The organism is Amycolatopsis sp. NPDC049868 (assembly GCF_044461365.1).
GTDB lineage: Bacteria > Actinomycetota > Actinomycetes > Mycobacteriales > Pseudonocardiaceae > Amycolatopsis.
The window spans coordinates 139,438-160,647 of record NZ_JBITKV010000014.1 but is presented as its reverse complement, the minus strand read 5'-3'; the positions used below and the strand labels follow the sequence as shown (position 1 = coordinate 160,647).

At 68.3% G+C, this 21,210-nt stretch carries 16 protein-coding genes; 6 read left to right on the top strand and 10 right to left on the bottom strand.

The window, feature by feature from the left end; genetic code table 11:
* Positions 1-21: 21 nt before the first annotated feature.
* From ACIBTM_RS38850 to ACIBTM_RS38830, 5 genes are all read right to left on the bottom strand, one after another.
* A complete protein-coding gene (locus ACIBTM_RS38850; RefSeq protein WP_395882182.1) occupies positions 22-1,626 on the bottom strand; it encodes an SdrD B-like domain-containing protein in 1,605 nt (534 codons plus the stop codon).
* Positions 1,627-1,753: 127 nt separating this feature from the next.
* Positions 1,754-3,856: a PhoX family protein gene (locus tag ACIBTM_RS38845; RefSeq protein ID WP_395882130.1), complete on the bottom strand. Its 2,103-nt coding sequence runs from the start codon at positions 3,854-3,856 to the stop codon at positions 1,754-1,756.
* Positions 3,857-4,035: 179 nt separating this feature from the next.
* Positions 4,036-6,078 (bottom strand): PhoX family protein, encoded by a 2,043-nt coding sequence (locus ACIBTM_RS38840; RefSeq protein WP_395882129.1) that lies wholly within the window; start codon positions 6,076-6,078, stop codon positions 4,036-4,038.
* Between the two features lie 98 nt (positions 6,079-6,176).
* Complete coding sequence (locus tag ACIBTM_RS38835) at positions 6,177-7,394, bottom strand: MFS transporter (protein ID WP_395882128.1); 1,218 nt, start codon at positions 7,392-7,394, stop codon at positions 6,177-6,179.
* The gene (locus tag ACIBTM_RS38830; protein ID WP_395882127.1) at positions 7,384-7,842 is read right to left on the bottom strand and encodes a MarR family winged helix-turn-helix transcriptional regulator; all 459 of its coding nucleotides are present in this window, start codon (positions 7,840-7,842) and stop codon (positions 7,384-7,386) included. The genes ACIBTM_RS38835 and ACIBTM_RS38830 overlap by 11 nt, the downstream gene beginning before the upstream one ends.
* A 77-nt stretch (positions 7,843-7,919) precedes the next feature.
* Here ACIBTM_RS38830 and ACIBTM_RS38825 point away from each other — a divergent pair, with 77 nt between their 5' ends.
* Complete coding sequence (locus ACIBTM_RS38825) at positions 7,920-8,564, top strand: HAD family hydrolase (RefSeq protein ID WP_395882126.1); 645 nt, start codon at positions 7,920-7,922, stop codon at positions 8,562-8,564.
* 81 nt (positions 8,565-8,645) lie between these two features.
* Here ACIBTM_RS38825 and ACIBTM_RS38820 read toward each other — a convergent pair whose 3' ends face one another.
* Both ACIBTM_RS38820 and ACIBTM_RS38815 read right to left on the bottom strand, forming a co-directional pair.
* On the bottom strand, positions 8,646-9,728 hold the full coding sequence (locus ACIBTM_RS38820) for an inositol-3-phosphate synthase (RefSeq protein ID WP_034314293.1): 1,083 nt from the start codon (positions 9,726-9,728) through the stop codon (positions 8,646-8,648).
* Between the two features lie 65 nt (positions 9,729-9,793).
* Positions 9,794-10,339 (bottom strand): PadR family transcriptional regulator, encoded by a 546-nt coding sequence (locus tag ACIBTM_RS38815; protein ID WP_005168208.1) that lies wholly within the window; start codon positions 10,337-10,339, stop codon positions 9,794-9,796.
* A gap of 247 nt (positions 10,340-10,586) precedes the next feature.
* Here ACIBTM_RS38815 and ACIBTM_RS38810 point away from each other — a divergent pair, with 247 nt between their 5' ends.
* The 3 genes from ACIBTM_RS38810 to ACIBTM_RS38800 all read left to right on the top strand — a co-directional run bounded on the left by ACIBTM_RS38810 (position 10,587) and on the right by ACIBTM_RS38800 (position 16,557).
* Positions 10,587-11,000, top strand: a complete 414-nt coding sequence (locus ACIBTM_RS38810) for a DUF5318 domain-containing protein (RefSeq protein ID WP_395882125.1) — start codon at positions 10,587-10,589, stop codon at positions 10,998-11,000.
* A gap of 502 nt (positions 11,001-11,502) precedes the next feature.
* The gene (locus ACIBTM_RS38805) at positions 11,503-13,881 is read left to right on the top strand and encodes a transglycosylase domain-containing protein (protein ID WP_395882181.1); all 2,379 of its coding nucleotides are present in this window, start codon (positions 11,503-11,505) and stop codon (positions 13,879-13,881) included.
* Between the two features lie 162 nt (positions 13,882-14,043).
* Entirely contained in the window at positions 14,044-16,557 is a 2,514-nt protein-coding gene (locus ACIBTM_RS38800) for a transglycosylase domain-containing protein (RefSeq protein WP_395882124.1), read from the top strand.
* Between the two features lie 9 nt (positions 16,558-16,566).
* Here the strand turns inward: ACIBTM_RS38800 and ACIBTM_RS38795 are convergent, their stop codons facing one another.
* On the bottom strand, positions 16,567-17,616 hold the full coding sequence (locus tag ACIBTM_RS38795) for a Gfo/Idh/MocA family oxidoreductase (RefSeq protein WP_395882123.1): 1,050 nt from the start codon (positions 17,614-17,616) through the stop codon (positions 16,567-16,569).
* Between the two features lie 55 nt (positions 17,617-17,671).
* Between ACIBTM_RS38795 and ACIBTM_RS38790 the strand changes: the two genes are divergently transcribed.
* The gene (locus tag ACIBTM_RS38790) at positions 17,672-18,760 is read left to right on the top strand and encodes an ROK family transcriptional regulator (protein WP_395882122.1); all 1,089 of its coding nucleotides are present in this window, start codon (positions 17,672-17,674) and stop codon (positions 18,758-18,760) included.
* 17 nt (positions 18,761-18,777) lie between these two features.
* A complete protein-coding gene (locus ACIBTM_RS38785) occupies positions 18,778-20,325 on the top strand; it encodes a glycosyltransferase family 87 protein (protein WP_395882121.1) in 1,548 nt (515 codons plus the stop codon).
* Here ACIBTM_RS38785 and ACIBTM_RS38780 read toward each other — a convergent pair.
* Both ACIBTM_RS38780 and ACIBTM_RS38775 read right to left on the bottom strand, forming a co-directional pair.
* A complete protein-coding gene (locus ACIBTM_RS38780) occupies positions 20,282-20,617 on the bottom strand; it encodes a hypothetical protein (RefSeq protein WP_395882120.1) in 336 nt (111 codons plus the stop codon). The genes ACIBTM_RS38785 and ACIBTM_RS38780 overlap by 44 nt on opposite strands.
* Positions 20,618-20,661: 44 nt before the next feature.
* Positions 20,662-21,177 (bottom strand): hypothetical protein, encoded by a 516-nt coding sequence (locus ACIBTM_RS38775; RefSeq protein ID WP_395882119.1) that lies wholly within the window; start codon positions 21,175-21,177, stop codon positions 20,662-20,664.
* Positions 21,178-21,210: the final 33 nt, after the last annotated feature.

Sequence of the window (21,210 nt, the reverse complement as noted above, 5' to 3'; positions counted from 1 at the left end):
TTAGCGGCACCCACCGACAATTCACGGGTCGAGCAGCCCGGCGTCCCTGGTCAGATCCTCCGGCGTCCCGGGCGAGGCCACCGCCGTGCACCCCGTGGCGGGATCCGCGGCCGAATCCGTGCCGTTGTGGTGCGCGGCGCCGGATCGGGTCAACTGGCGCGAGCCGACGTCGAAGCACACCTGGTACGAGCCCGGAGCCAGCCGCTCGAAGGCGTATCGCCCGTCCGGCCCGGTCACGGTCGAGCCGACCTCCTTGCCCGACGCGTCCTTCAAAGTCACCTTCACGTCCGGGACGCCGAGTTCGTCACGGCTTTGGAGGCCGTCCTTGTCCTTGTCCAGCCATACGAAGTCGCCCAGCCTGCTCATCGGCGCGTTCAACCCCGCCGCGAGCGTCAGGTCCACCCGCTTACGAGGGCCGACGGTGGTGGTCGCGGTGCAGCCGGTGGCCGGGTCGGCGTCCGAATCCTTCGTGTCGTCGCCCGCGTCCTTGGCCGTATACGTGAACGGGAGTCCGGCGAGGTCGAAGCAGACCTGGTAGATGCCGTCCTTCAGCTTGGTGAAGCGGTACTTGCCGCCGGCGTCCGTGGTGAGCGTTCCGAGTGCCTTGCCCGACGCGTCCTTCAAAGTTGCCTTCACGCCCTGAACGCCCGGCTCCCCGGGATCCTGCAGGCCGTTCCGGTCGACGTCGTCCCAGACGAACTCGCCGATCTCGTCGATCGCGGGCGGCGGGGTGACCTTGATGGTCGTCGTCGCGGTCTTCTTCGGCACCGTGCCGCTGGAGACGGTCACGGTGCTGACGTGGCCGTTGTCCGCTTCGGTGACGTTCTTGTGGTCGCAGGTGACGGTCGCCGACTTACCGCTGTCGAGGGTCGCGATCGGCGCGGGCTTCACGTCGCAATACGGGTCTTCGACCTTGATGTCGGTCAGCGTCGTGGTGCCGTCGTTGGTGACGGTGAAGCGGTAGTTCGCGGTGGTGCCCGCCTCGATGGTGGCCGTGGCACCCCAGGCGCCGCTCGCCGGATCCCGCACCTCCGCCTTCGCCGAGAACGAGGCGACCTGCAGGTGGACGCAGTCCCACATGACCCAGTTGCGGTTGGTGGCGGCGTAGAACTTCACGGAGCCCGCCGACGGTGGGGCGATGGACGGCGGGAAGTCCTGCCGCGCCAGCGCGCCGTCGGTTTCGACGGCGTGCGCGACCTTGAGCTTGTTCTCCAGGACGACCTTGCCGGACCCGTCGTAGAACCGGAGTCCCGTCTCCTGGACGGCGTCCGCGCGCCGGAGGTTGCCGTCGTTCGTGCCGGTCCAGTCGGTCAGGGTGTAGACGGCGCCGGGCACGAACTTCAGCGCCGCGTAGGCGGTGCTGACCATCTCGTCCGGGGTCGCGATCAGGGCGTATTTGCCGCCGTCGGGCTGGTAGCCGCCAGCCGTCGACAACCGGGGCTGTTTGCTCCTCGGGGTGCCGGGCGGCACCGGGGCGGCCGGGCTGAACGTGTACCCGGCGGGCGGGCTGCCCTGCTCGACGCTCGGGTTCGGCGCGGCGCCGCCGGTGCAGCCGGACGGGACCGCCGTCGCCTGCGCGGACGAAGGGACGAAGCCGGAGACGAGCGCGCCTGCCGCCATGAACACCAGTGCCCTTTTCACAGGGCTGAAGCTAATGAGCGCGGCAGGCTTCCGTCATCACCGAACGGTGTCGTCCGGCGCCCCGATCAGGCAGAACATGTCTCGCCGAGAGTGATCGGGGCGCCGGAAGGCACTACTTGACGCCGATGCGGCCGACCTGGCCCCAGCGGCCCTTCTTCCACACCGAAACGATCGACGGACGCGGCTGCGTCGTGCCACCGTCGGGCCAGTGCGAGGTCGGGCTCCCGGAGTTGGGCGCGTCCTCACCCGGGTGCTGCACGGCGACGAGCACCAGGTGGTCGGTCACCACCGGGCCGCAGGTCTCCGCGCCGACCGGGACCGACAGGAACTGCTTGACGTGCCCCCGCTCCGGACCGTCGACCGGCACGGAGAACAACCCGTCGTTGGCGCCGAGCGCGTTCCCGTCGGTGGAGATCCACAGGTTGCCGTGCCGGTCGAACGCGACGTTGTCGGGGCACGAGATCGGGCTGACCTGGTCCTTCGGGAAGCCGCCGAAGTAGGTGTCCGCCGTCTTCGGGTCACCGCAGACCAGCAGGAGCCGCCAGGAGAACTTCGTCGACGCCGCGTCGCCGCCGTCCTCTTCCCACTCCAGGACGTGGCCGTTGCGGTTGTTCGGCCGCGGGTTCGCCTCGTCGACGTTCGCCTTGCCGGCGGGGCCACGCTGGCTGTTGTTGGTCAGCGCGGCGTAGATGCGGCCGTTGACCGGGTTCGGCTCGATGTCCTCGGGCCGGTCCATCTTGGTCGGCTTGACCTTGTCCGCCGCCTCGCGGGTGAAGACGTAGACCTCTTCGGCGGTGAAACCGTCCACAAAGGACTTGTTGCCCGACGCCAGCGGGATCCATTCGCCGACGCCGTCAAATTCCCCGTCCGACGGCAGCTTCCCGGTGCCGTCGATCTCGGCGGCCGGGCTGTCGCCGGTGAACCGGCCGACGTACAGGGTGCCGTCGTCGAGCAGCGCCGAGTTGTGGCGGCGCGCGTGCGCGCTCTTGCCCGGCTTGTACTTGCCCTTGGAGACGAACTTGTAGATGTACTCGAAGCGCTCGTCGTCACCGGAGTAGACGGCGACCCGGCCATCCTTGGTGATCTTGATGTTCGCGGCCTCGTGCTTGAACCGGCCGAGCGCCGTGTGCTTGATCGGCGTCGAGTTCGGGTCGTTCGGGTCGATCTCGACGACCCAGCCGAAGCGGTTGGCCTCGTTGGGCTCCTGGGCGAGGTCCCAGCGCTTGTCGAACCGCTCCCACTTACGGGTGGAGGCGCCGCCCGAGAAGCCGTACCGCTTCAGGCGCGCGGCGGCGACCGGGTCGGTGACGCTCGCCGCGTTGGCGAAGTACTGGTTGACGTTCTCTTCACCGGAAAGCACGGTGCCCCAAGGGGTCACGCCGCCGGCGCAGTTGTTCTGCGTGCCGAAGACCTTGCGGCCGGTCGGGTCCGCGGAGGTCTTGAGGAACTTCGAGCCTGCCGCCGGGCCGCGCACCTCGAAGGCGGTGTTCAGCGTGATGCGGCGGTTGAACGGGCTCGGCACGGTGCGCAGCGCGCCGCCGATCGGGTCGCGGAAGGCCTGGACGACCGAGAGGCCGTGCGCGGCCCACGCGATCTTGACCTGCTCCTCGGTCGGGTTCGCCGGGTCGTACTGGTCGACCGGGAACATGTGGACCTCGGTGGTGTACTCGTGGTTCACCACCAGGAAGTTGCGGATACCCATCGGGTCCTGCGGGATCAGGCCGACGAAATCGCAGTTGTAGCCGAACTGCTTCGCCTGCGCGGCCGCGGTCTGCTTGTGGAAATCGAACTTCGGCGCGCCGAATTCGACGGCGTCGCCCCAGCGGATGACGACCCGCTGGTCGTAGCCCTCGGGGATGGTGACCGCGTCGAGCTTGTTCGGCGGCACCGCTTCGAAGTCGGTGCCGGGGACCGGGCGCCCGGGGCGGCCCGGTTTGCCGTGGCCCGCGGCGGAAACGTCAGCCGGGGTTTCGGCGGCGGCCGTGCCCGACAGCGCGGCGAAACCGCCGGCGGCCGCGGCCAGCACGGCACTCGCCTTCAGCGCGCCACGACGGGACAGCATGTTCTTGACGACGTCGCCGAAGTACTCGTTGTCCGACGTGTTCGGCTCGGGGTGGGAGCACGCGTTGCCGCAGCGGTACTCGCAGGTGACCGCGGAGCGGCCACCGGGGTGGGAGGTGATCAACGGCAGGAGCCGCTGAGGCTCGAAGGACACAGGGCCTCCATGGTCGCGGTGGGTACACGTAGTCCAGTCGGGGGAACGTCGTGACGGTAAGCGACCAATACGATCCAGCTCTGGCCAGAAGGTGAACAGCACGAGAACGAGCGATGACGCGCTGCCGGACCCGGCAGCGCGCCATCGACCAAAAGTACTGCTAGATCGTTGCTTTTCGACTAAGAACCGATGTCGGACAACCCGTGCCTGCCCGGTTTCCACACCGCCACCACCGAGGGACGGGGCTGGTTTTCGCCGCCGTCCGGCCAATGGGAGGCCGGTTTGTCGGCGTTCGCGCCGTCCACTTCACCCGGATGCTGGACACAGACCGTGACGATCTTCCGCTCCACGATCGGGCCGCAGGTCTCGGCGCCGCGGGGCACGGTGAGGAACAGTTTCAGCTCGCCGCGGTTACGGCCTTCGAGCGGCACCGAGTAGAGGCCGTCGTTGATGCCGAGGGCGCCCGCCGAGTCGGTGGAGATCCAGAGGTTGCCGTGCCGGTCGAAGGCCACGTTGTCCGGGCTGGAGATCGGCGAGACCTGGTCCTTGGGGAAACCGGCGAAGTAGGTGTCCGGCGAGGCCGGGTCGCCGCACACCAGGAACAACCGCCAGCTGAAGGTCAGCGCGAGCGCGTCGCCGCGACGCTCTTCGAGCTCCAGCACCTGCCCGTGCTTGTTGTTCAGCCGCGGGTTGGGCTCGGTCGCGCCCTCCTTGCCGGGGTTGCCGCGTTCGACGTTGTTGCTCAGCGCGCAGTAGATCCGGCCGGTGTACGGATGGGCCTGGATGTCTTCGGGCCGGTCCATCTTGGTGGCGCCGACCCGGTCGGCCGCCTCGCGGGTGAAGACGTACACCTCTTCGGCGGTCATTCCGTCCACAAAGGACTTTTTGCCGGACGCCAGCGGGATCCACTCGCCGCCGCCGTCGAATTCACCGTCCGAGGGCAGTTTCCCGGTGCCGTCGATCTCGGAAGCCGGGCTGTCGCCGGTGAACCGGCCGACGTACAGGGTGCCGTCGTCGAGCAGGGTCATGTTGTGGCGCCGGGCATGCGCGCTGTCGCCCGGCTTCATGCGCCCCTTGGAGATGAACTTGTAGATGTACTCGAAGCGTTCGTCGTCGCCGGAATAGGCGACCACGCGGCCGTCCTTGGCGACGCGGATGTTCGCCGTCTCGTGCTTGAACCGGCCGAGATGCGTGTGCTTGACCGGGGTGCTGCCGGGATCGTTCGGATCCAGCTCGATCACCCAGCCGAAGCGGTGGGCCTCGTTCGGTTCCCTGGCGATGTCCCAGCGCGCGTCGAACCGCTCCCACTTGCGGGTGGTCGCGGTGCCCTTGATGCCGTACCGCGCGTAGCGCTTGCGCTGCACCGGATCGGCCACCGTTTCGGCGTTCCCGAAGTACTGGTTGATGTTCTCCTCGCCGGACAGGATCGTGCCCCACGGCGTGACGCCGCCCGCGCAGTTGTTCATCGTGCCGAGCACCACCGTGCCGGTGGGATCGGCGGCGGTTTTGAGCAGGTCGCTGCCCGCGGCGGGACCCGTCACCTTGAACGGCGTGTGCAGCGTGATCCGCCGGTTGTAGCGGGACATCTTCGGCCGCAGGTGCCCGGTGTCGCGTCCGCGCGTCACCTGGACGACCGTCAGCCCGTGGGCCGCCCACGCGATCTTGACCTGTTCCTCGGTCGGGTTGTTCCGGTCGTAGCCGCGGAACATGAACTCTTCCGAGGTGTACTCGTGGTTCGTGACCAGGAGCGAGGAGAGGCCCCAGTGGTCGAGCGGCAGCAGCGCGGCGAAGTCGCAGTTGTAGCCGAACTGCTTCGCCTGCGCCTCGGCGGTCTGGTTGTCGAAGTCGAACTCCGGAGCGCCGGGCAGCACCGCGTCACCCCAGCGGATCACGATGCCCTGCTCGTAGCCCTCGGGCACCACGACGGCGTCGAGTGTGTTCGGCTGGACTCGCTGATAGTCGGTGCCCGGCGGCGGCTTCGGCCGTCCCTCGGGCGTGGCGGACGCGGGTGCGGCGAGCGCGAGCGGCGTCCCGGCGGCCAGCGCGACGACGGCGGTCGCCTTCAAGGCGCCACGGCGGCTCACCGCGCCGAGCACGTCGGCGAAGGTGGGGTTGTCCGACGTGTTCGGCGCGTCGTGGAAGCACGCGTCACCACAGCGGTAGGTACAGGTCACTGACGCCCGGCTTGGTGAGTGGCCGGCCAGCAACGGAAGGAATTTCACGCGGACCTCCGCATCGGCAGTTCGGGAGGTCGACGCTAAGGCACCGGACCAACGAGAGGAAACCCCTCGTTGGTCCGATGTTCACCCTTTGTTCCGCTTTACATCTCTTCGCCGACGAGGACCGCTTCGGCCGGGATCGTGTGCGGGTCGGCCGTCTTCTCGCGGATCGTCAGCAAGGCCCCGGCGAGCACGCACAGGATCGCGGCGATCACGAACGGCGCCTGCTTGGCGCCGAACCACTCGGCCAGGTGACCGACGACGGTCGCGGCGACCGCGCCGCCGAGCCAGCGGCAGAAGTTGTAGCCGGCGCTCGCGACCGGACGCGGGGCGCCGCTGATCGACATCGCCGTGCCGGTGAAGAGCGTGTTCAGCAGACCGGACACGAGACCGGACAGGATGATGCCGACGACCAGCACCGGTTTGCTCGGGATCGCCATGACCAGCAGCAACACGGCGTAGCCGAAGACGGCGACCACGGTCGCGTGCCGCTCGCCGAGCTTCGCGGCGAGTTTCGGCGCCAGCACCACACCCGCGACGGCGACCGAAAGGCCCCAGCCGCAGAAGATGAGGCCGACGGCGACGGCGCTCCACTCCAGCACGAACGGCGACCAGGCCAGCACCACGAAGAACGCGGCCGTGTACAGCGCGGAACCGATCGAGGTGCGCAGCAGCCCGCCGTGCTTCAGCGCGCGGAACGGGTCGAGCAGGCGGATCTTCGGCCGCTTCTCCTTGGCGTCACCGGTCAGGAAGATCGAGCAGAGCACGAGACCGCACAGCATCAGCAGCGAAGTGCCGAGGAACGGGCCGCGCCACGAGATGCTGCCGAGCAGGGCGCCCAGCAGCGGGCCGACCGCGAGGCCGACCCCGAGCGCGGCTTCGTACAGCAGGATCGCGCCCGCCTGGCCGCCGGTCGCGGCACCGACGATCACCGAAAGCGCGGTGGCGATGAAGAAGGCGTTGCCGAGTCCCCAGATCGCGCGCAGCCCGATGAGCTGCTCGATCGACCCGGACGCGGCGCACAGCGCGGTGGCGACGACGACCAGCGTCAGCCCGACGACCACGGTCCGCTTGGCCCCGAACCGGGCACTCATCGCGCCGGTCACCAGCATGGCGACCGCCTGGACGCCGAGATAGCTGGAGAACAGCAGTGTCACTTCGGACGGCGTCGCCTGCAGGCCTTCCGCGATCGACAACAGGATCGGGTCGACCAGCCCGATGCCCATGAACGCGATGACCGCGGCGAACGCGGTGATCCATACCTGTTTGGGCTGCCCCTTGACGGCGTCCAACAGGCTCGAGTGGTGCTCAGCGCTCATCGCGGATCAGTTCCTCCTTCTTGTCTTCGTGCAGCAACCTGGTGAGGGCGGGAAGCGCGGCTTCGATCGCGACGCGGTCGGTCTCGTCGAGTTCGAGGAGTCGTTCACGCAGGAACTCCTCCCTCGCGACGATCAACCGGCGATGGAAGCGCTGTCCGACCTCGGTGACCTCGACGAGCACGGCCCGGCCGTCGGCGGGATCGCGGCGGCGGCTGACCAGGCCCAGCCGTTCGAGACGGCGGACGACGTCGGTCATCGTCGGCATCCGGACCCGCTCCAGGCCGGCGAGCGTGCTCATCCGGCGCGGACCGCCGTTGAGCAGCTCCGACAGCACCGATCCCTGCGTGAGGGTGAGCTGCACCTGCGGGGTCTCCCGGCGGACGAGGTAGTACAGCCGGAACACCAGCGGGCGGAGCCGATGGGCGAGATCGGCGACTTTCGCGGTCACTTAGCCATGCTAACTAATATTACTGAGCATGGCTAAGTAATCTGCCGCACAGGTTTCCACCGCCTAGGGTTGAGGGTGTGGAAGCGGTGATCTTCGATCTCGACGGTGTCCTGGTGGATTCGGAAAAGATGTGGGACGAGGTCCGCCGGGCGGTCGTCCACGAGTTCCACGGCACCTGGCGGGAGGAATCGACCAGGGCCATGCAGGGGATGAGCACCCCGGAATGGGCCGCCTACCTGGCGCACGACCTCGGCGTCCAGCTCCGGCCCGCGGACGTCGCACAGGTGGTGATCGACCGGATGGCGCGGCGGTACGCGGAGAAACCGCCGATCATCCCGGGTGCGCCGGGCGTCGTTCGCGAGGTCGCGAAGCACTGGCCGGTGGCGATCGCGAGCTCGTCGCCGCCGCTGCTGATCAAGGCGTTCCTCGACATCACGCGGCTGCCGGTGCCGACGGCGGTTTCGTCGGAGCAGGTCGGCGCGGGCAAGCCGGCGCCCGATGTGTATCTGAAGGCGGCGGAGCTGCTGGGCGCGGAGCCGAAGAACTGCGCGGCCGTGGAGGACACGACCAACGGGCTTCGGGCGGCGCTGGCCGCGGGGATGACGGTGTACGCGGTGCCGAATCCGCATTTCCCGCCGGATCCGGCGGTGCTGGAGCAGACGACGGTGGTCCCGGTGATCACGGACGTGCCGTCGGCGCTTCAGGGAGCTGAAGGGGTTTAAGCGGCCCCTCGAATGCAAGGAACGGTCCTTTCCTCGCAAATTTTGCAAGGAAAGGACCGTTCCTAGCGCGCTACGGGAGGGTCACGCCTCGCCGGCGATGAACTTCTCCACCTCGTCGCGGGCGGTGGCGTCGTCGTACTGCTCCGGCGGCGACTTCATGAAGTACGAGGAAGCCGAGAGGATCGGGCCGCCGATGCCGCGGTCCTTCGCGATCTTCGCGGCGCGCACGGCGTCGATGATGATGCCCGCCGAGTTCGGCGAGTCCCACACCTCGAGCTTGTACTCCAGGTTCAGCGGCACGTCGCCGAAGGCGCGGCCTTCGAGCCGGACGTAGGCCCACTTGCGGTCGTCGAGCCACTGCACGTAGTCGGACGGCCCGATGTGGACGTTGCCCTTGCCGAGCTCGCGGTCGACCTGCGAGGTGACCGACTGGGTCTTCGAGATCTTCTTCGACTCGAGCCGCTCCAGCTCCTTCATGTTCAGGAAGTCCATGTTCCCGCCCACGTTGAGCTGCATCGTCCGGTCGAGCTGGACGCCGCGGTCTTCGAACAGCTTCGCCAGCACGCGGTGCGTGATGGTGGCGCCGACCTGGGACTTGATGTCGTCACCGACGATCGGGACGCCGGCCGCGCGGAACTTCTCCGCCCACTCGGGGTCGGAGGCGATGAACACCGGCAGCGCGTTGACGAACGCCACACCGGCGTCGATGCACGCCTGCGCGTAGAACTTGTCGGCTTCTTCGGAACCCACCGGCAGGTAGGAGACCAGCACGTCGACCTCGGCCTCGCGCAGCGCGGCGACGACGTCGACCGGGGTCTCGTCGGACTCCTCGATGGTCTCGCGGTAGAAGCGGCCGAGACCGTCGTAGGTGTGACCGCGCTGCACGGTGACACCCAGCGGCGGCACGTCGGCGATCTTGATGGTGTTGTTCTCGCTGGCGAAGATCGCCTCGGACAGGTCACGGCTGACCTTCTTGGCGTCCACGTCGAACGCGGCGACGAACTCGATGTCGCGGACGTGGTACTCGCCGAACACGACGTGCATCAACCCGGGCACGCGGGTGCCGGCATCCGCGTCGCGGTAGTACTGAACGCCCTGGACCAGTGAGGCCGCACAGTTGCCGACGCCCACGATGGCCACCCGAACGCGGCGGTTCTCGCCCATGCCGGTTTCTCCTTCATTAGTCCAACAGTTGTAGGTAAATGCGCAGCGGGGACTGCCAGAGCGCCTCAGGTCTCCGGTCCGCGCTGCTCGGCCTGTTCGTGCGCGATCAGCTCGTTGAGCCAGCGCACCTCCCGTTCACTGGACTCCAGCCCGAGCCGGTGCAGTTCACGGGTGTAGCGGTCGATCTTCTCCTCGGCCCGCGCCATTGCCGTCCGAAGCCCTTCTCGGCGCTCCTCGACCCGACGACGACGGCCTTCCAGGATTCGCATCCTGACGTCGGCCGGTGTCCTCGAGAAGAACGCCAGGTGGACGCCGAAGCCTTCGTCGTCCCACGTCTGCGGCCCGGCGTCGCCGAGCAGTTCGGCGAACCGTTCCTTGCCCTCGGCGGTGAGCTTGTACACGCGCTTGCCCCGGCGGGCCCACGCCCGGTCTTCCACCTCTTCGAGTTCCTCGACGAGGTAACCGGCGCGAAGCAACCGGCGCAAGGTCGGGTACAGCGAGCCGTACGAGAACGTCCGGAACATCCCGAGCGTCTCATGCAAACGTTTGCGCAGCACGTAACCGTGCATGGGGGTCTCGTGCAACAGCCCCAAGATCGCGAGCTCGAGCACACCGCACCCCCTTCCGGGAACAAACCGCGACCGGTCGCGTTGGCCACCGTGACCGGTTCGGTCAACCTACCGGCCCACTATATCGCGCCGATACATCGAAGTGGCGTAGCTAACCCGATCGGTACCCGGCGGATCCGGACGAAATTCACCGGAGAGTTATCGAATCGTCGGCGTGTCCGACCGTGCGCGGACCGTCCCCCCGAGAACGGGGCGTGGACCACACAGCAAGAGCCCGTACTCTGTTGGCGTGCGAAACCAGCGGCAGGTCGTGGACTACGCCTTACAGCGGCGCGCGCTGCTCAAGGGCGTCCACTCCGGACGGGTCGGCACATACGACGTCTGCGACGCGGGTCCGTACCTCCTGCGGGCCGCGAAATTCCATGGCCGACCAGGCGAGCGGGACTGCCCGGTCTGCCATCGGGAGGAACTCACCCTGGTGTCCTGGGTGTACGGCGACGAGCTCAAGCACGCCGCCGGATCGGCCAAGACGCCGGAAGAACTGGTGCGGATGGACGGGCTCTTCGCGGAGTTCACCGTCTACGAGGTCGAGGTCTGCGGGAGCTGTCACTGGAACCACCTGGTGCGGTCCTACGTCCTCGGAACAGGAGAACCGGGATCCACCCGGCCACGGACCCGGTCGCAGAGGACAGCGGGTCAGTGACAGGTATCGAAAACGCAGTTGACCACAGAGCGGCGTCCCCCGAAGCGCCGGTCTGGGAGGCCCATTCGTGAACGACGACCGCAATCGCTCCTGGCCTGGCCAGGAGCCTGATGCACCTCGCCGTGCCCAGTGGCCGGGCGAAACCGACGATCCCGGCTGGCCGAGCGAAGAACCGCCGCGCCGCCCCCAGCGCCGGACACCTCCGAGCGGCACCCCCCGCTCGGCCCCGCCACGGTCCGCGAACCAGCGTTCTTCCGATCCGCAGTGGCCGGGCGGCGACGCCGGTGGCCCGGAGTGGCCCTCCGACAACGAGACGCGCGAACCGCGCCGTCCCGCTGCCCAGCGCCGTTCCAACGGCATGCCCCCGCGCAGGCAGGGCCCCCCGCCACCGGGAGCCCGAGGCCCCGCCGGTGACCAGCGGTCCCGCCAGGGTGCCGCCGGGCACCGCCCGCCGCCGCCCCCGCCCGGCAACCGCCGTCCTCCGGCCGACGAGGCGACCGCGATGGTCCGGCCGGTCGAGCCGGAGCCGTACGAGCGCGAGCCCGAGCTCATCACGCATCACGCGCACAACGGCACCGAAGACCCGTACGGCTACGACCCGTACGACGATCGCTATGACGATCGTCACGAAAGCACCGCGCTCGGCGCCGAGGGCGAAGACCCCTACGACGACGAACCGGCCGAAGACGGAGAAGACGGCAAGAAGAAGGTCCTCACGCCGAAACAGCGCAAGAAGCGCCGCTGGCGGATCATCCGCCGCGTCCTCTACGCGATGTTCGGCCTGTTCGTCGTGGTGCCCGCGATCGCGTTCGTCATCACCTACTTCCTGGTGGACGTCCCGTCGCAGGAAAGCGTCGCGAGCCTGCAGAGCCAGCCGATCACGCTGATGTACGCCGACGGCAGCCCGATGGGCAAGATCGCGCCCGCCAGTGGCGGAAGCCGGTACCTGCTGCAGCCCGGCGAAGTCCCGGACGTGGTCAAGAAGGCCGTGTACGCGGCCGAGGACTCGTCGTTCGAGACCAACTCCGGTTTCGACGTCGGCGGCATCCTGCGCGCGGTCTACAACAACGTCACCGGCGGCCAGGGCGGCGGTTCGACGATCTCCCAGCAGTACATCAAGAAGGCCACGGCCAACGAGGCACCGACGCTCACCCGTAAATGGACCGAGCTGGCCAAATCCTTCAAGATGAACAACCAGATGTCCAAAGAGGAGATCATCACCGCCTACCTCAACACCATCTACTTCGGCCGCGGCGCGAACGGCATCGAAGCGGCCGCGCAGGCCTACTTCAAGAAGCCGGCCAAGGAACTCGGCGCGTCCGAGGCGGCCCTGCTCGCCGGCTTGATCCAGGGCCCGAGCAAGTCGGAGAACGAGGCGTACACGCTGCGGCGCTGGACCTTCGTGATGGACCAGATGGTGGCGAACAAGTGGCTCGAACCGGGGGCGCGCGCCGCCGCCCAGTTCCCGAAGCCCATCCCGAAGGCACAGGCGAAGGCCGACGACGCCGGAACGCTGAGCCTGCACATCCGCAACCGGGTGATCGACGAACTCGAAGCCCGCGGCTACGACCAGGACCGGCTGCACCAGGGCGGTTACAAGATCACCACGACGATCGACCCCAAGGCGCAGAAGATGGCCGAGGAGTCCGTCGCCGAGGGGATGAAGGGCCAGACGGACGAGAACATCCTGAACGCGCTGGTCGCGATCGATCCCAAGACTGGTGGTGTGGTCGCGTATTGGGGCGGCCCGGACTGGAAGAAGAACGACCAGGGCCAGGACGTCCAGGCACACGACTGGGCGAACGTGCCGCACAACCCCGGTTCGGCGTTCAAGGCCTTCGACCTGGCCGCGTTCCTCAAAATGGGCAAGGGTCTCGGCGAGACGTTCGACGGCTCCAACAACCGGAAATTCGACGGCCGCACGATCCGGAACGCGGGCGAGAGCTCCAACTGCGGTCCGCAATGCACGGTCGCCGAGGCGATGAAGGTCTCCGCGAACACCGTGTTCTACGACATGGTCCGCAATCAGACGAAGATCGACCCGGTGGCGAAGGCCGCGAAGGAAGCCGGCGTGATGGTGGAGGCCGACGGCGGCAAGGCGAAGCTGAGCCCCGACATCAACATCGCGCTCGGCGGTGGTGGCACGGTCACCACCGCGGAGGACATGGCGGCCGGGTTCGCCACCTTCGCCGGCGAAGGTGTCCGGCAGAAGCAGCACTTCGTCGCGAAGCTGACCAACGCCCAGGACGAGGTCGAGTTCGACGAGACGGCCCCCAAGGGCGCTCCCGCCTTCAGTGACGACGCCGACAAGAGCAAGCAGATCGCGGGCAACGTCACCGACGCGCTCGAAGAGGTCATCCCGTACTCGAAGCTCAAGTGCCCGAAGGGCCACGAGTGCGCGGGCAAGACCGGGACACAGCAGTACGACTTCAAGGAAAGCGACCCGGCGAGCTATCGCGATCGCAACGCGCAGACCTGGATGGTGGGCTACACGCCGAGCATCTCGACCGCGGTGTGGGTCGGCGGCGACGGCAACAAGCCGCTGCACGACAAGAACAACAAGCCGGTCTACGGCCGGACGATCGCCGGTCCGATCTGGGAAGACTTCATGTCCCGGTACATGACCGGCAAGCCGTCGGAGAAGTTCGGCAGCGTCAAACCGATCGGCAAGGACGCGCGCTCCGTGCCGACGACGACGGTTCAGAAGCCGACGGAGACGTCGACGCCGCCCGAGACGCCGACGTCCACCCCGACGCCGACGACTCCCACCGAGCCGACCGACACGACGCCGACGAAACCCACCAAGCCGACGAAGCCGAGCTGGACGAGGCCGGGACCGGGGACTTCGGATCCGTTGTTCCCGAACGGCGAAGATCCGTGACGATCGGGCTGAGTACCTGACGAAAAGGTGTGCCGGGCTGGTGCCCGGCACACCTTTTTTCGTGCCGGCGGTGAACCTGAACCGATCCGATACGTCTTTAGTAGAAGGAGACCTGCGACCGCAGGACCGCGCTCACCCACGGAAGGTTCGGAGGACGTCCCAGTGAACGACGATCCCCACGGCGGATGGCCAGGTCAGGACCCTGACCCCGCACGTCGTCCGCAACGCCCGGCCGGACCGCCCCGTCGCCCCGCCGGTCCGCCCCCGGGATACGGGCAGCGGCAGGGCCCCGGTCCGCAGGGGCCGGGTCAGGCGCCGTGGCAGCGCCAGGGTCCGTCCCAGCAGCAGCCGCCCCCGCGTCGTCCGCAGCGGCCGCCGGTCGCGCCGCAGCACGAGCCGGACCTCATCACGCATCACGAGCACAACGGCACCACCGATCGTGGCTATGAAGAGCCGTACGAGGACGAGCAGTACGGCCCGGAGACCGACGAGAACGGGAAGCCGATCCTCACCCCGGCTCAGCGCAAGAAACGGCGGTGGAGACGCATCCGGCGGGTACTGCTCGCGCTGTTCTGTCTCTTCGTCGTCGTCCCGGCGATCGCGTTCGTGATCACCTACTTCGCGGTCGACGTGCCGTCGCCGCAGTCGGTCGCGGCCACGCAGGGCCAGGCGGTGACGTACTACTACGCCGACAACACCGAGATGGGCAAGGACGTCCCCAAGGGCGGCAACCGGCATATCCTGACACCGGAGCAGATCCCGGACATCGTCAAGAAGGCCGTGATCGCCACCGAGGACGCCTCCTTCGAGACGAACTCGGGCTTCGACATCGGCGGTATCCTGCGCGCGGTCTACAACCAGGTGACCGCGGGCAAGGGCGGTGGTTCGACCATCTCCCAGCAGTACATCAAGGTCGCCAGCGGGGACGACGAATCGTCGCTCGCCCGTAAATGGACCGAGCTCGCCAAGTCCTTCAAGATGAACCAGACGTACGAGAAGAAGGACATCATCTCGGCGTACCTGAACATCATCTACTTCGGGCGCGGCGCGTACGGGATCGAGTCGGCCGCGCAGGCGTTCTTCGGCAAGCCCGCGGGCGAACTCAACGCCTCCGAGGCGGCGCTCCTCGCGGGCCTCATCCAGCAGCCGGGCCGCTCGGAGAACCCGAAGGTCGCGAACGAACGCTGGACCGTCGCGCTGAACCGGATGGTGCAGAACGGTTTCCTCTCGGCCGCCGACCGCGCGAACCTGCAGTTCCCGACGCCGATCCCGCAGACCGACAAGCAGCAGGCCGGCGTGGTGAACCCGTTCATCCGCGACAAGGTCAAGGAAGAGCTCGCCGCGAACGGCATCACCGACGACGTCTACTACCGGGGCGGTTACAAGGTCTACACGACCATCGACCCGAAGGCCCAGGCCGCGGCCGAACAGGCGGTGGCCGACGGGATGAAGGGCCAGACCGACGAGAACCTGCTCAACGCGCTCGTCGCGATCGACCCCAAGACCGGTGGCGTGAAGGCGTACTACGGCGGTCCTTCCATCGTGAAGGGACCCAACGGCCAGGACCTCAAGGGCCGGGACTGGGCGAACACGCCGCAGAACCCCGGGTCGTCGATGAAGCCGTTCGACCTCACCGCGTACATGCAGCTGGGCAAGGGCGGCATCAACTCGACGTTCGACGGATCCAACAACCGGCAGTTCGGGAAGCAGACGATCCGGAACGCCGGCCCCGGCAGCACCTGTTCCCAGCAGTGCACGGTGTCCGAGGCGATGCAGCGGTCGGCCAACACGGTGTTCTACGACATGGTCGTGAACGTGACCAAGCCCGGGCCGGTGGCGCAAGCCGCCAAGGACGCCGGGGTCAAACCCGCGCCCGACGGCACCGCCGAGCTGTTCGCCGACAACAACATCGCGCTCGGCGGTGGCAAGACGGTCATCAGCCCGGAGGACATGGCAGCCGCGTACGCGACCTTCGCGGCCGACGGGCAGCGCCGGGACAAGCACTTCGTCGTCAAGGTGACCAACTCGCAGGACGAGGCCGCGTACTCCGCTCCGGAAGAGGCGAAGCCCGCGTTCTCCGACGATGCCGACAAGAGCAAGCAGATCGCCGGCAACGTCACCGAGTCGCTCAAGGGTGTCATCCCGTTCTCGAAGCTCAAGTGCCCCAACAACCACGAGTGCGCCGGCAAGACCGGGACCCAGCAGCACACCTACCGTCCGGGCGAGCCCGCGTCGGCGAAGGACGCCAACTCGCAGACCTGGATGGTCGGCTACACGCCGTCGATCTCGGCCGCGGTGTGGGTCGGCGGCGACGGCGACAAGGCGCTGAAGGGCAAGAACGGCAAGTCGATCTTCGGTTCGACGATCGCCGGGCCGATCTGGCAGAAGTTCCTTTCCCTGTACCTGAACGGGAAACCGGGGGAGCGCTTCGACAAGGTCAAGATCATCGGCGGGGACGACAGCAACACCGTCCCGTCGACGCAGACCCCGCCGGACGACGACGAGGGTTCGTCCGAGACCGGTACGCCGTCGACCGGCCCGTCGACCGGGTCTTCGTCTTCGCGGAACGAGGATGAAGAGACGTCCAGTTCGCGGAACCCGCCTACGTCCAGCGAGAACAACGAAGAGGGTGGCAACGGAGGTCCCGGCCGGGGCGGCAGAGGCGATACCGAATAGCTCCGTCGGCTAGAGGGTGACGACGCGCCGTTCGGCACCCGCGAGGTGAGCGGCTTCGATGACCCGGAGCGTCTCGACGGCGGAGGCGGGATCGACCGGGAAGCCGCCTTCGCCGAGCAGCGCGTCGCGCACCTGCGCGTAGAAGTCTTCGTAGCGGCCGACCTCGGTGGGCACGGTCTCGACGTCGTCGTTCACGCCGAGCACACCGGCGTCCGAAGGCGGTTCGACGCCCCAGCCTGGGTCGCCGGGCCGCAGGCCGTCCTTGATCTGCGGCTCCTGGACGTCGAGGCCGTACTTCGTGAAAGTCGCCTTGTCGCCGAGAACGCGGAATCGCGGGTTCCGGGTACCCGCGAGCGCGGACGCCCACAGGTGCGAACGCACGCCGTTGGTGTGCTGGAGGGCGACGAAGGCGTCGTCGTCGACCGACACCCCGGCGCGGCGCCTGTCGACCTCCGCGTAGACCTCGGAGACCGGGCCGAACAGTTGCAGTGCCTGGTCGACGATGTGCGCGCCGAGGTCGTAGAGGAGCCCGCCCGCCTCGGCGGGGTCGCCGAACTCGCGCCAGTTGTCGCGCGGCTTCGGCACCCAGCGGTCGTAGCGTGACTCGAAGCGGAAGACGTCGCCGAGCCGTCCGGTCTCAAGGACCTTCCGGACGGTGAGGAAGTCCGAGTCGAACCGGCGGTTCTGGAACACCGTCAGCCCGACACCCTTGGCCTTCGCGGCTTCGACCACCTTCGACGCTTCGGCCGCCGTCGGCGCGAAGGGTTTGTCGACGACGACGGGCAGACCCGCCTCGATCGCCCGGAGCGCGAGCGGGACGTGCGTGCGGTTGGGCGTACTGACGACGACCAAGTCCAGCTCGCCGGCCTTCGCGAACAACGCGTCCGCGTCCGGCAGCACGTCGGCGGCCGGATGGTCGGCGCTCGCCTGCGCGACCCGATCCGGATTCGAGGTGACGATGGCGGCCGGGGTCAGCCCCGGTGTCGCGTCGACCAGCGATGCGTGGAAGACGCGTCCGCCGGTGCCGTATCCGAAGATCCCCACTCGCAAGTCAGCCATGCCCCCATTAAACAACAGTGTTGCTTAATCAGCCAGGCATGGCAGGATGCGCGCTATGCCGGAGACCGGGGTCAATCTGCGCGGCCTGCGCCAGCACAATCGGACACTGCTGCTCACGCAGATCCTGCGCGCGGGCGGCCTCAGCCGCGTCGAACTCGCCGAACGCACCCGCCTCACCCAGCAGGCCGTCTCGAAGATCGTGCCCGAACTGCTCGAAGCCGGCCTGCTGGACGAAGAACGCCAGCCGGCGTCGGGTGTCGGCAAGCCACGCACTCTGCTGCGCGTCCGCGCGGACGCCCGGCACGCGCTCGGGGCCCAGCTCGACCGGGACTCCTTCCGGGTGGTCATGACCGGCCTGACCGGGAAGATCATCGCGTCGCGCGGTGGCCCGCTGCCCCCGGGATTCACTCCAGACCAGGCGGTTTCCGCCCTCGGCGAAGCGACCGAAGCGCTACTCGACGGTGTCGAGCGGGAACGTGTCCTCGGCCTCGGCGTCGGCAGCGTCGGCCCGCTCGATCACCACGAAGGAGTGGTCCGGGACGCCACGAACATGCCGGGCTGGCACCACGTGCCCCTGCGCGACCTGCTGGCGAAACGCACCGGGCTGCCCGTGCGGCTCGACAAGAACACCAACGCCGCCGCCTTCGCCCAGCACTGGCCGGAGGGCGAGGAGACCGCGACCGCCGTCGTGCTCGTCGGCACCGGGATCGGCGTCGGCCTGCTGATCGACGGTAGGCTGTACCGCGGACCTCGGACCAACGCCGGCGAGTTCGGGCACACCACGCTCGCCTTCGACGGACCGCGCTGCGCGTGCGGCCGCCGCGGTTGTGTGGAGGTGCTGCACAACGCGGCGGCGACCACGGAGGAGGCGGCCGGACTGCTGGCGATCGGGCTCGCCGACCTCGTCCAGGTCCTCGACCTCGAACGTGTCGTGCTGACCGGACGTTCGGTCCGCGCGGCACCCGGGGTGTATCGCGACACCGTCGCCGCGCGGCTGCGGGAACTACTGCCTTTGCCGCACTGGCAACGGATCCAGGTCGATCTCGACGAGATGGGCGACGACGTCGTGGCGTTCGGCGCGGCCGCGGAGGTACTGGCGGGGTTCTACGAGAGCGGCGACATCACCGGGGGGTCACCCGGATAGGCGCTAACATCCGCCACGTGCCCGACCAGACGACCCAGCCCGAGGCTCCGCTCTCCCTCACCCCCGGCGAGCGGGTCATCCCGAGCTGGAACGAACCGCTCGTGGCCGCGGCCACCCGGCCGATCGGCGGCCCGCTCGGCGAGCACGCGGCCGTGGGGCGGCACTGGTTCTGGTCGCCGCAGCGGGTCGGGCTGCTGCTGGCCTGCCTCGCGCTGGTGCTGTCGTGGTTCGGCAAGGCGTCGTGCATCCAGCAGTACACCGACGACTCCGGAACCCACCAGCTCGACTGGCGGGCGGGCCGCCCGTTCGTCGCGATGTGCTACTCGGACATCGTCCCGCTCTACAGTTCCGAACGGCTGAACGATCCGGACACCTTCCCGTATGTGACTTCGTGGACCGAAAACGAGGGAACGGCGAAGGAGACCACGCGGTACATGGAGTACCCGGTGGCGACCGGGCTGTTCCAGTGGATCAACGCGAAGCTCACCGAAGCCTGGCTCACGGTCGCGGACGCGGGCTGGCTGCCCAGCGCGCTCCCGGTGGCCGTGTACTTCAACATCTCGGCGCTGTGGCTCGCGCTGGCCTGGCTCGTCACGGTGTGGGCGACCGGCCGATCGTTGAAACGCCGCCCGTGGGACGCCGCGCTGGTCGCGATCTCGCCGCTGGTGCTGGTGCACGTCTTCACCAACTTCGACGCCATCGCGACCGCGTTCACCGCGACCGCGCTGCTCGCGTGGGCGCGGCGACGGCCAGAGGTCGCGGGATTCCTGCTCGGGCTCGGCGCGGCGGCGAAGCTGTATCCGCTGCTCCTGCTCATCCCGTTGTTCTTCCTGTGCCTGCGGGCGGGCAAGGTCAAACAGTGGGCGCTCACCGCCGGGCTCGCCGTGGCGACGTTCGCCGTGGTCAACGTCCCGTTCGCGCTCGCCGCGCCGACCGGCTGGTGGGAGTTCTTCCGGCTCAACACGGCGCGCCCGATGGACCCGGACTCGCTCTACAACGTGATCTCCCACCTTTCCGGCTGGGCCGGATTCGACGGAAAGCTCGCCACGGGCGAGACACCGGTCGTGCTCAACGCCGTCGTCGCGGTGCTGTTCCTCGCCGCCTGCGCCGGCATCGGGTTCGTCGCGCTGAAGGCGCCGCGCCGTCCGCGGCTCGGCCAGCTCGCCTTCCTCGTGGTGGCCGCGTTCCTGCTGACCAACAAGGTGTGGAGCCCGCAGTACTCGCTGTGGCTGGTTCCGCTGGCGGTACTCGCGATCCCGCGCTGGCGGCTGCTGCTCGGCTGGATGATCCTCGACGCGCTGGTCTGGGCGCCGCGGATGATGTACTACCTCGGCGTCGACAACAAAGGCCTGCCCCAGGACTGGTTCCTTGGCGCCGTCGTGGTCCGCGACCTGGCGGTGCTCGGCCTTTGCGCACTGGTGATCCGCGACATTTACCAGCCGCGCAAAGACCCGGTCCGCCTCGCCGGTGACGACGATCCGATCGGCGGATTCCTCGACGGCGCCCCCGACCTACGCGCGGTCAAGCACGCTTCAGCACCTCAGGCCCAGGACGCTCGAGCCTGATGTGCTTGCCGAAGTCCTCGGCACCGAAGTCCTCGATTCGCACGACGACGGCTTCAGGCGAGGTTTCGACAAGACGGCAGGTGAACCAGTCGTCGCCGTGCCTGACCGACCAGCGCTCGGCGAGGATGGCCAGCCCCTCGGCCTCCAGCAACGCGACGGAGTCGTCGAAGGCGGCGGGCCCGCCGAGCGGGTAGCCGAAAACGGTCAGTGCCTGCCAACGGGTTTCCGGCGCGGGGACGACGTAGCCGACGTGCTCGCCATCCTCCGCCCGGTACACGGTCCGGTTCTTCATGCGGCCAAGACTCGACCCTCACGTGGCGAGAGGGTCAAGCCGATTCAGCGCACGAGGTAGCCGCCCGTGCTCGTTTCGAAGAACGGGATCGGGGCCGTGCAGCGCACGACGTCCTGATCGAAGCCCCCGACGGCCCAGCTCCAGCCGATCCGGTCGTGACCGCCCGGCACGTCCCGCACCGAGAAGCCGACCCGGCGGCCGACCAGGTTCACCGGGAGCGCGGGGATGTCGGCCCGTTCGATCACGCCGGTCAGGATCGCGATGTCGCCTTCACGCGAGACGCAGTCGATCTTGCCGTCGAAATCGGCGAAGGGCTTTCCGTCCTTGGTCAGATGATTCACGTGGAACCGGCCGGACGACTTCCCGGGATCACCGAAGGCGGCGAAGTCGAACCGGACCGGATCGCCTTCGTAGCCCGGAAACGTCAGCGGACCGCCTGCCGACCCGAGGACGACCGAGCCGGACGGCGGGGCCTGCGCCGCCGTCGCCTGTGTCGCCCCCAGCGTTCCCGCGGCGACGGCGAGCACTGCGACGGCGGCGATCTTGGCCTTGAGCTTCATGACTTCCCTCCAGAAACCGGGTGTGTCCCGGCT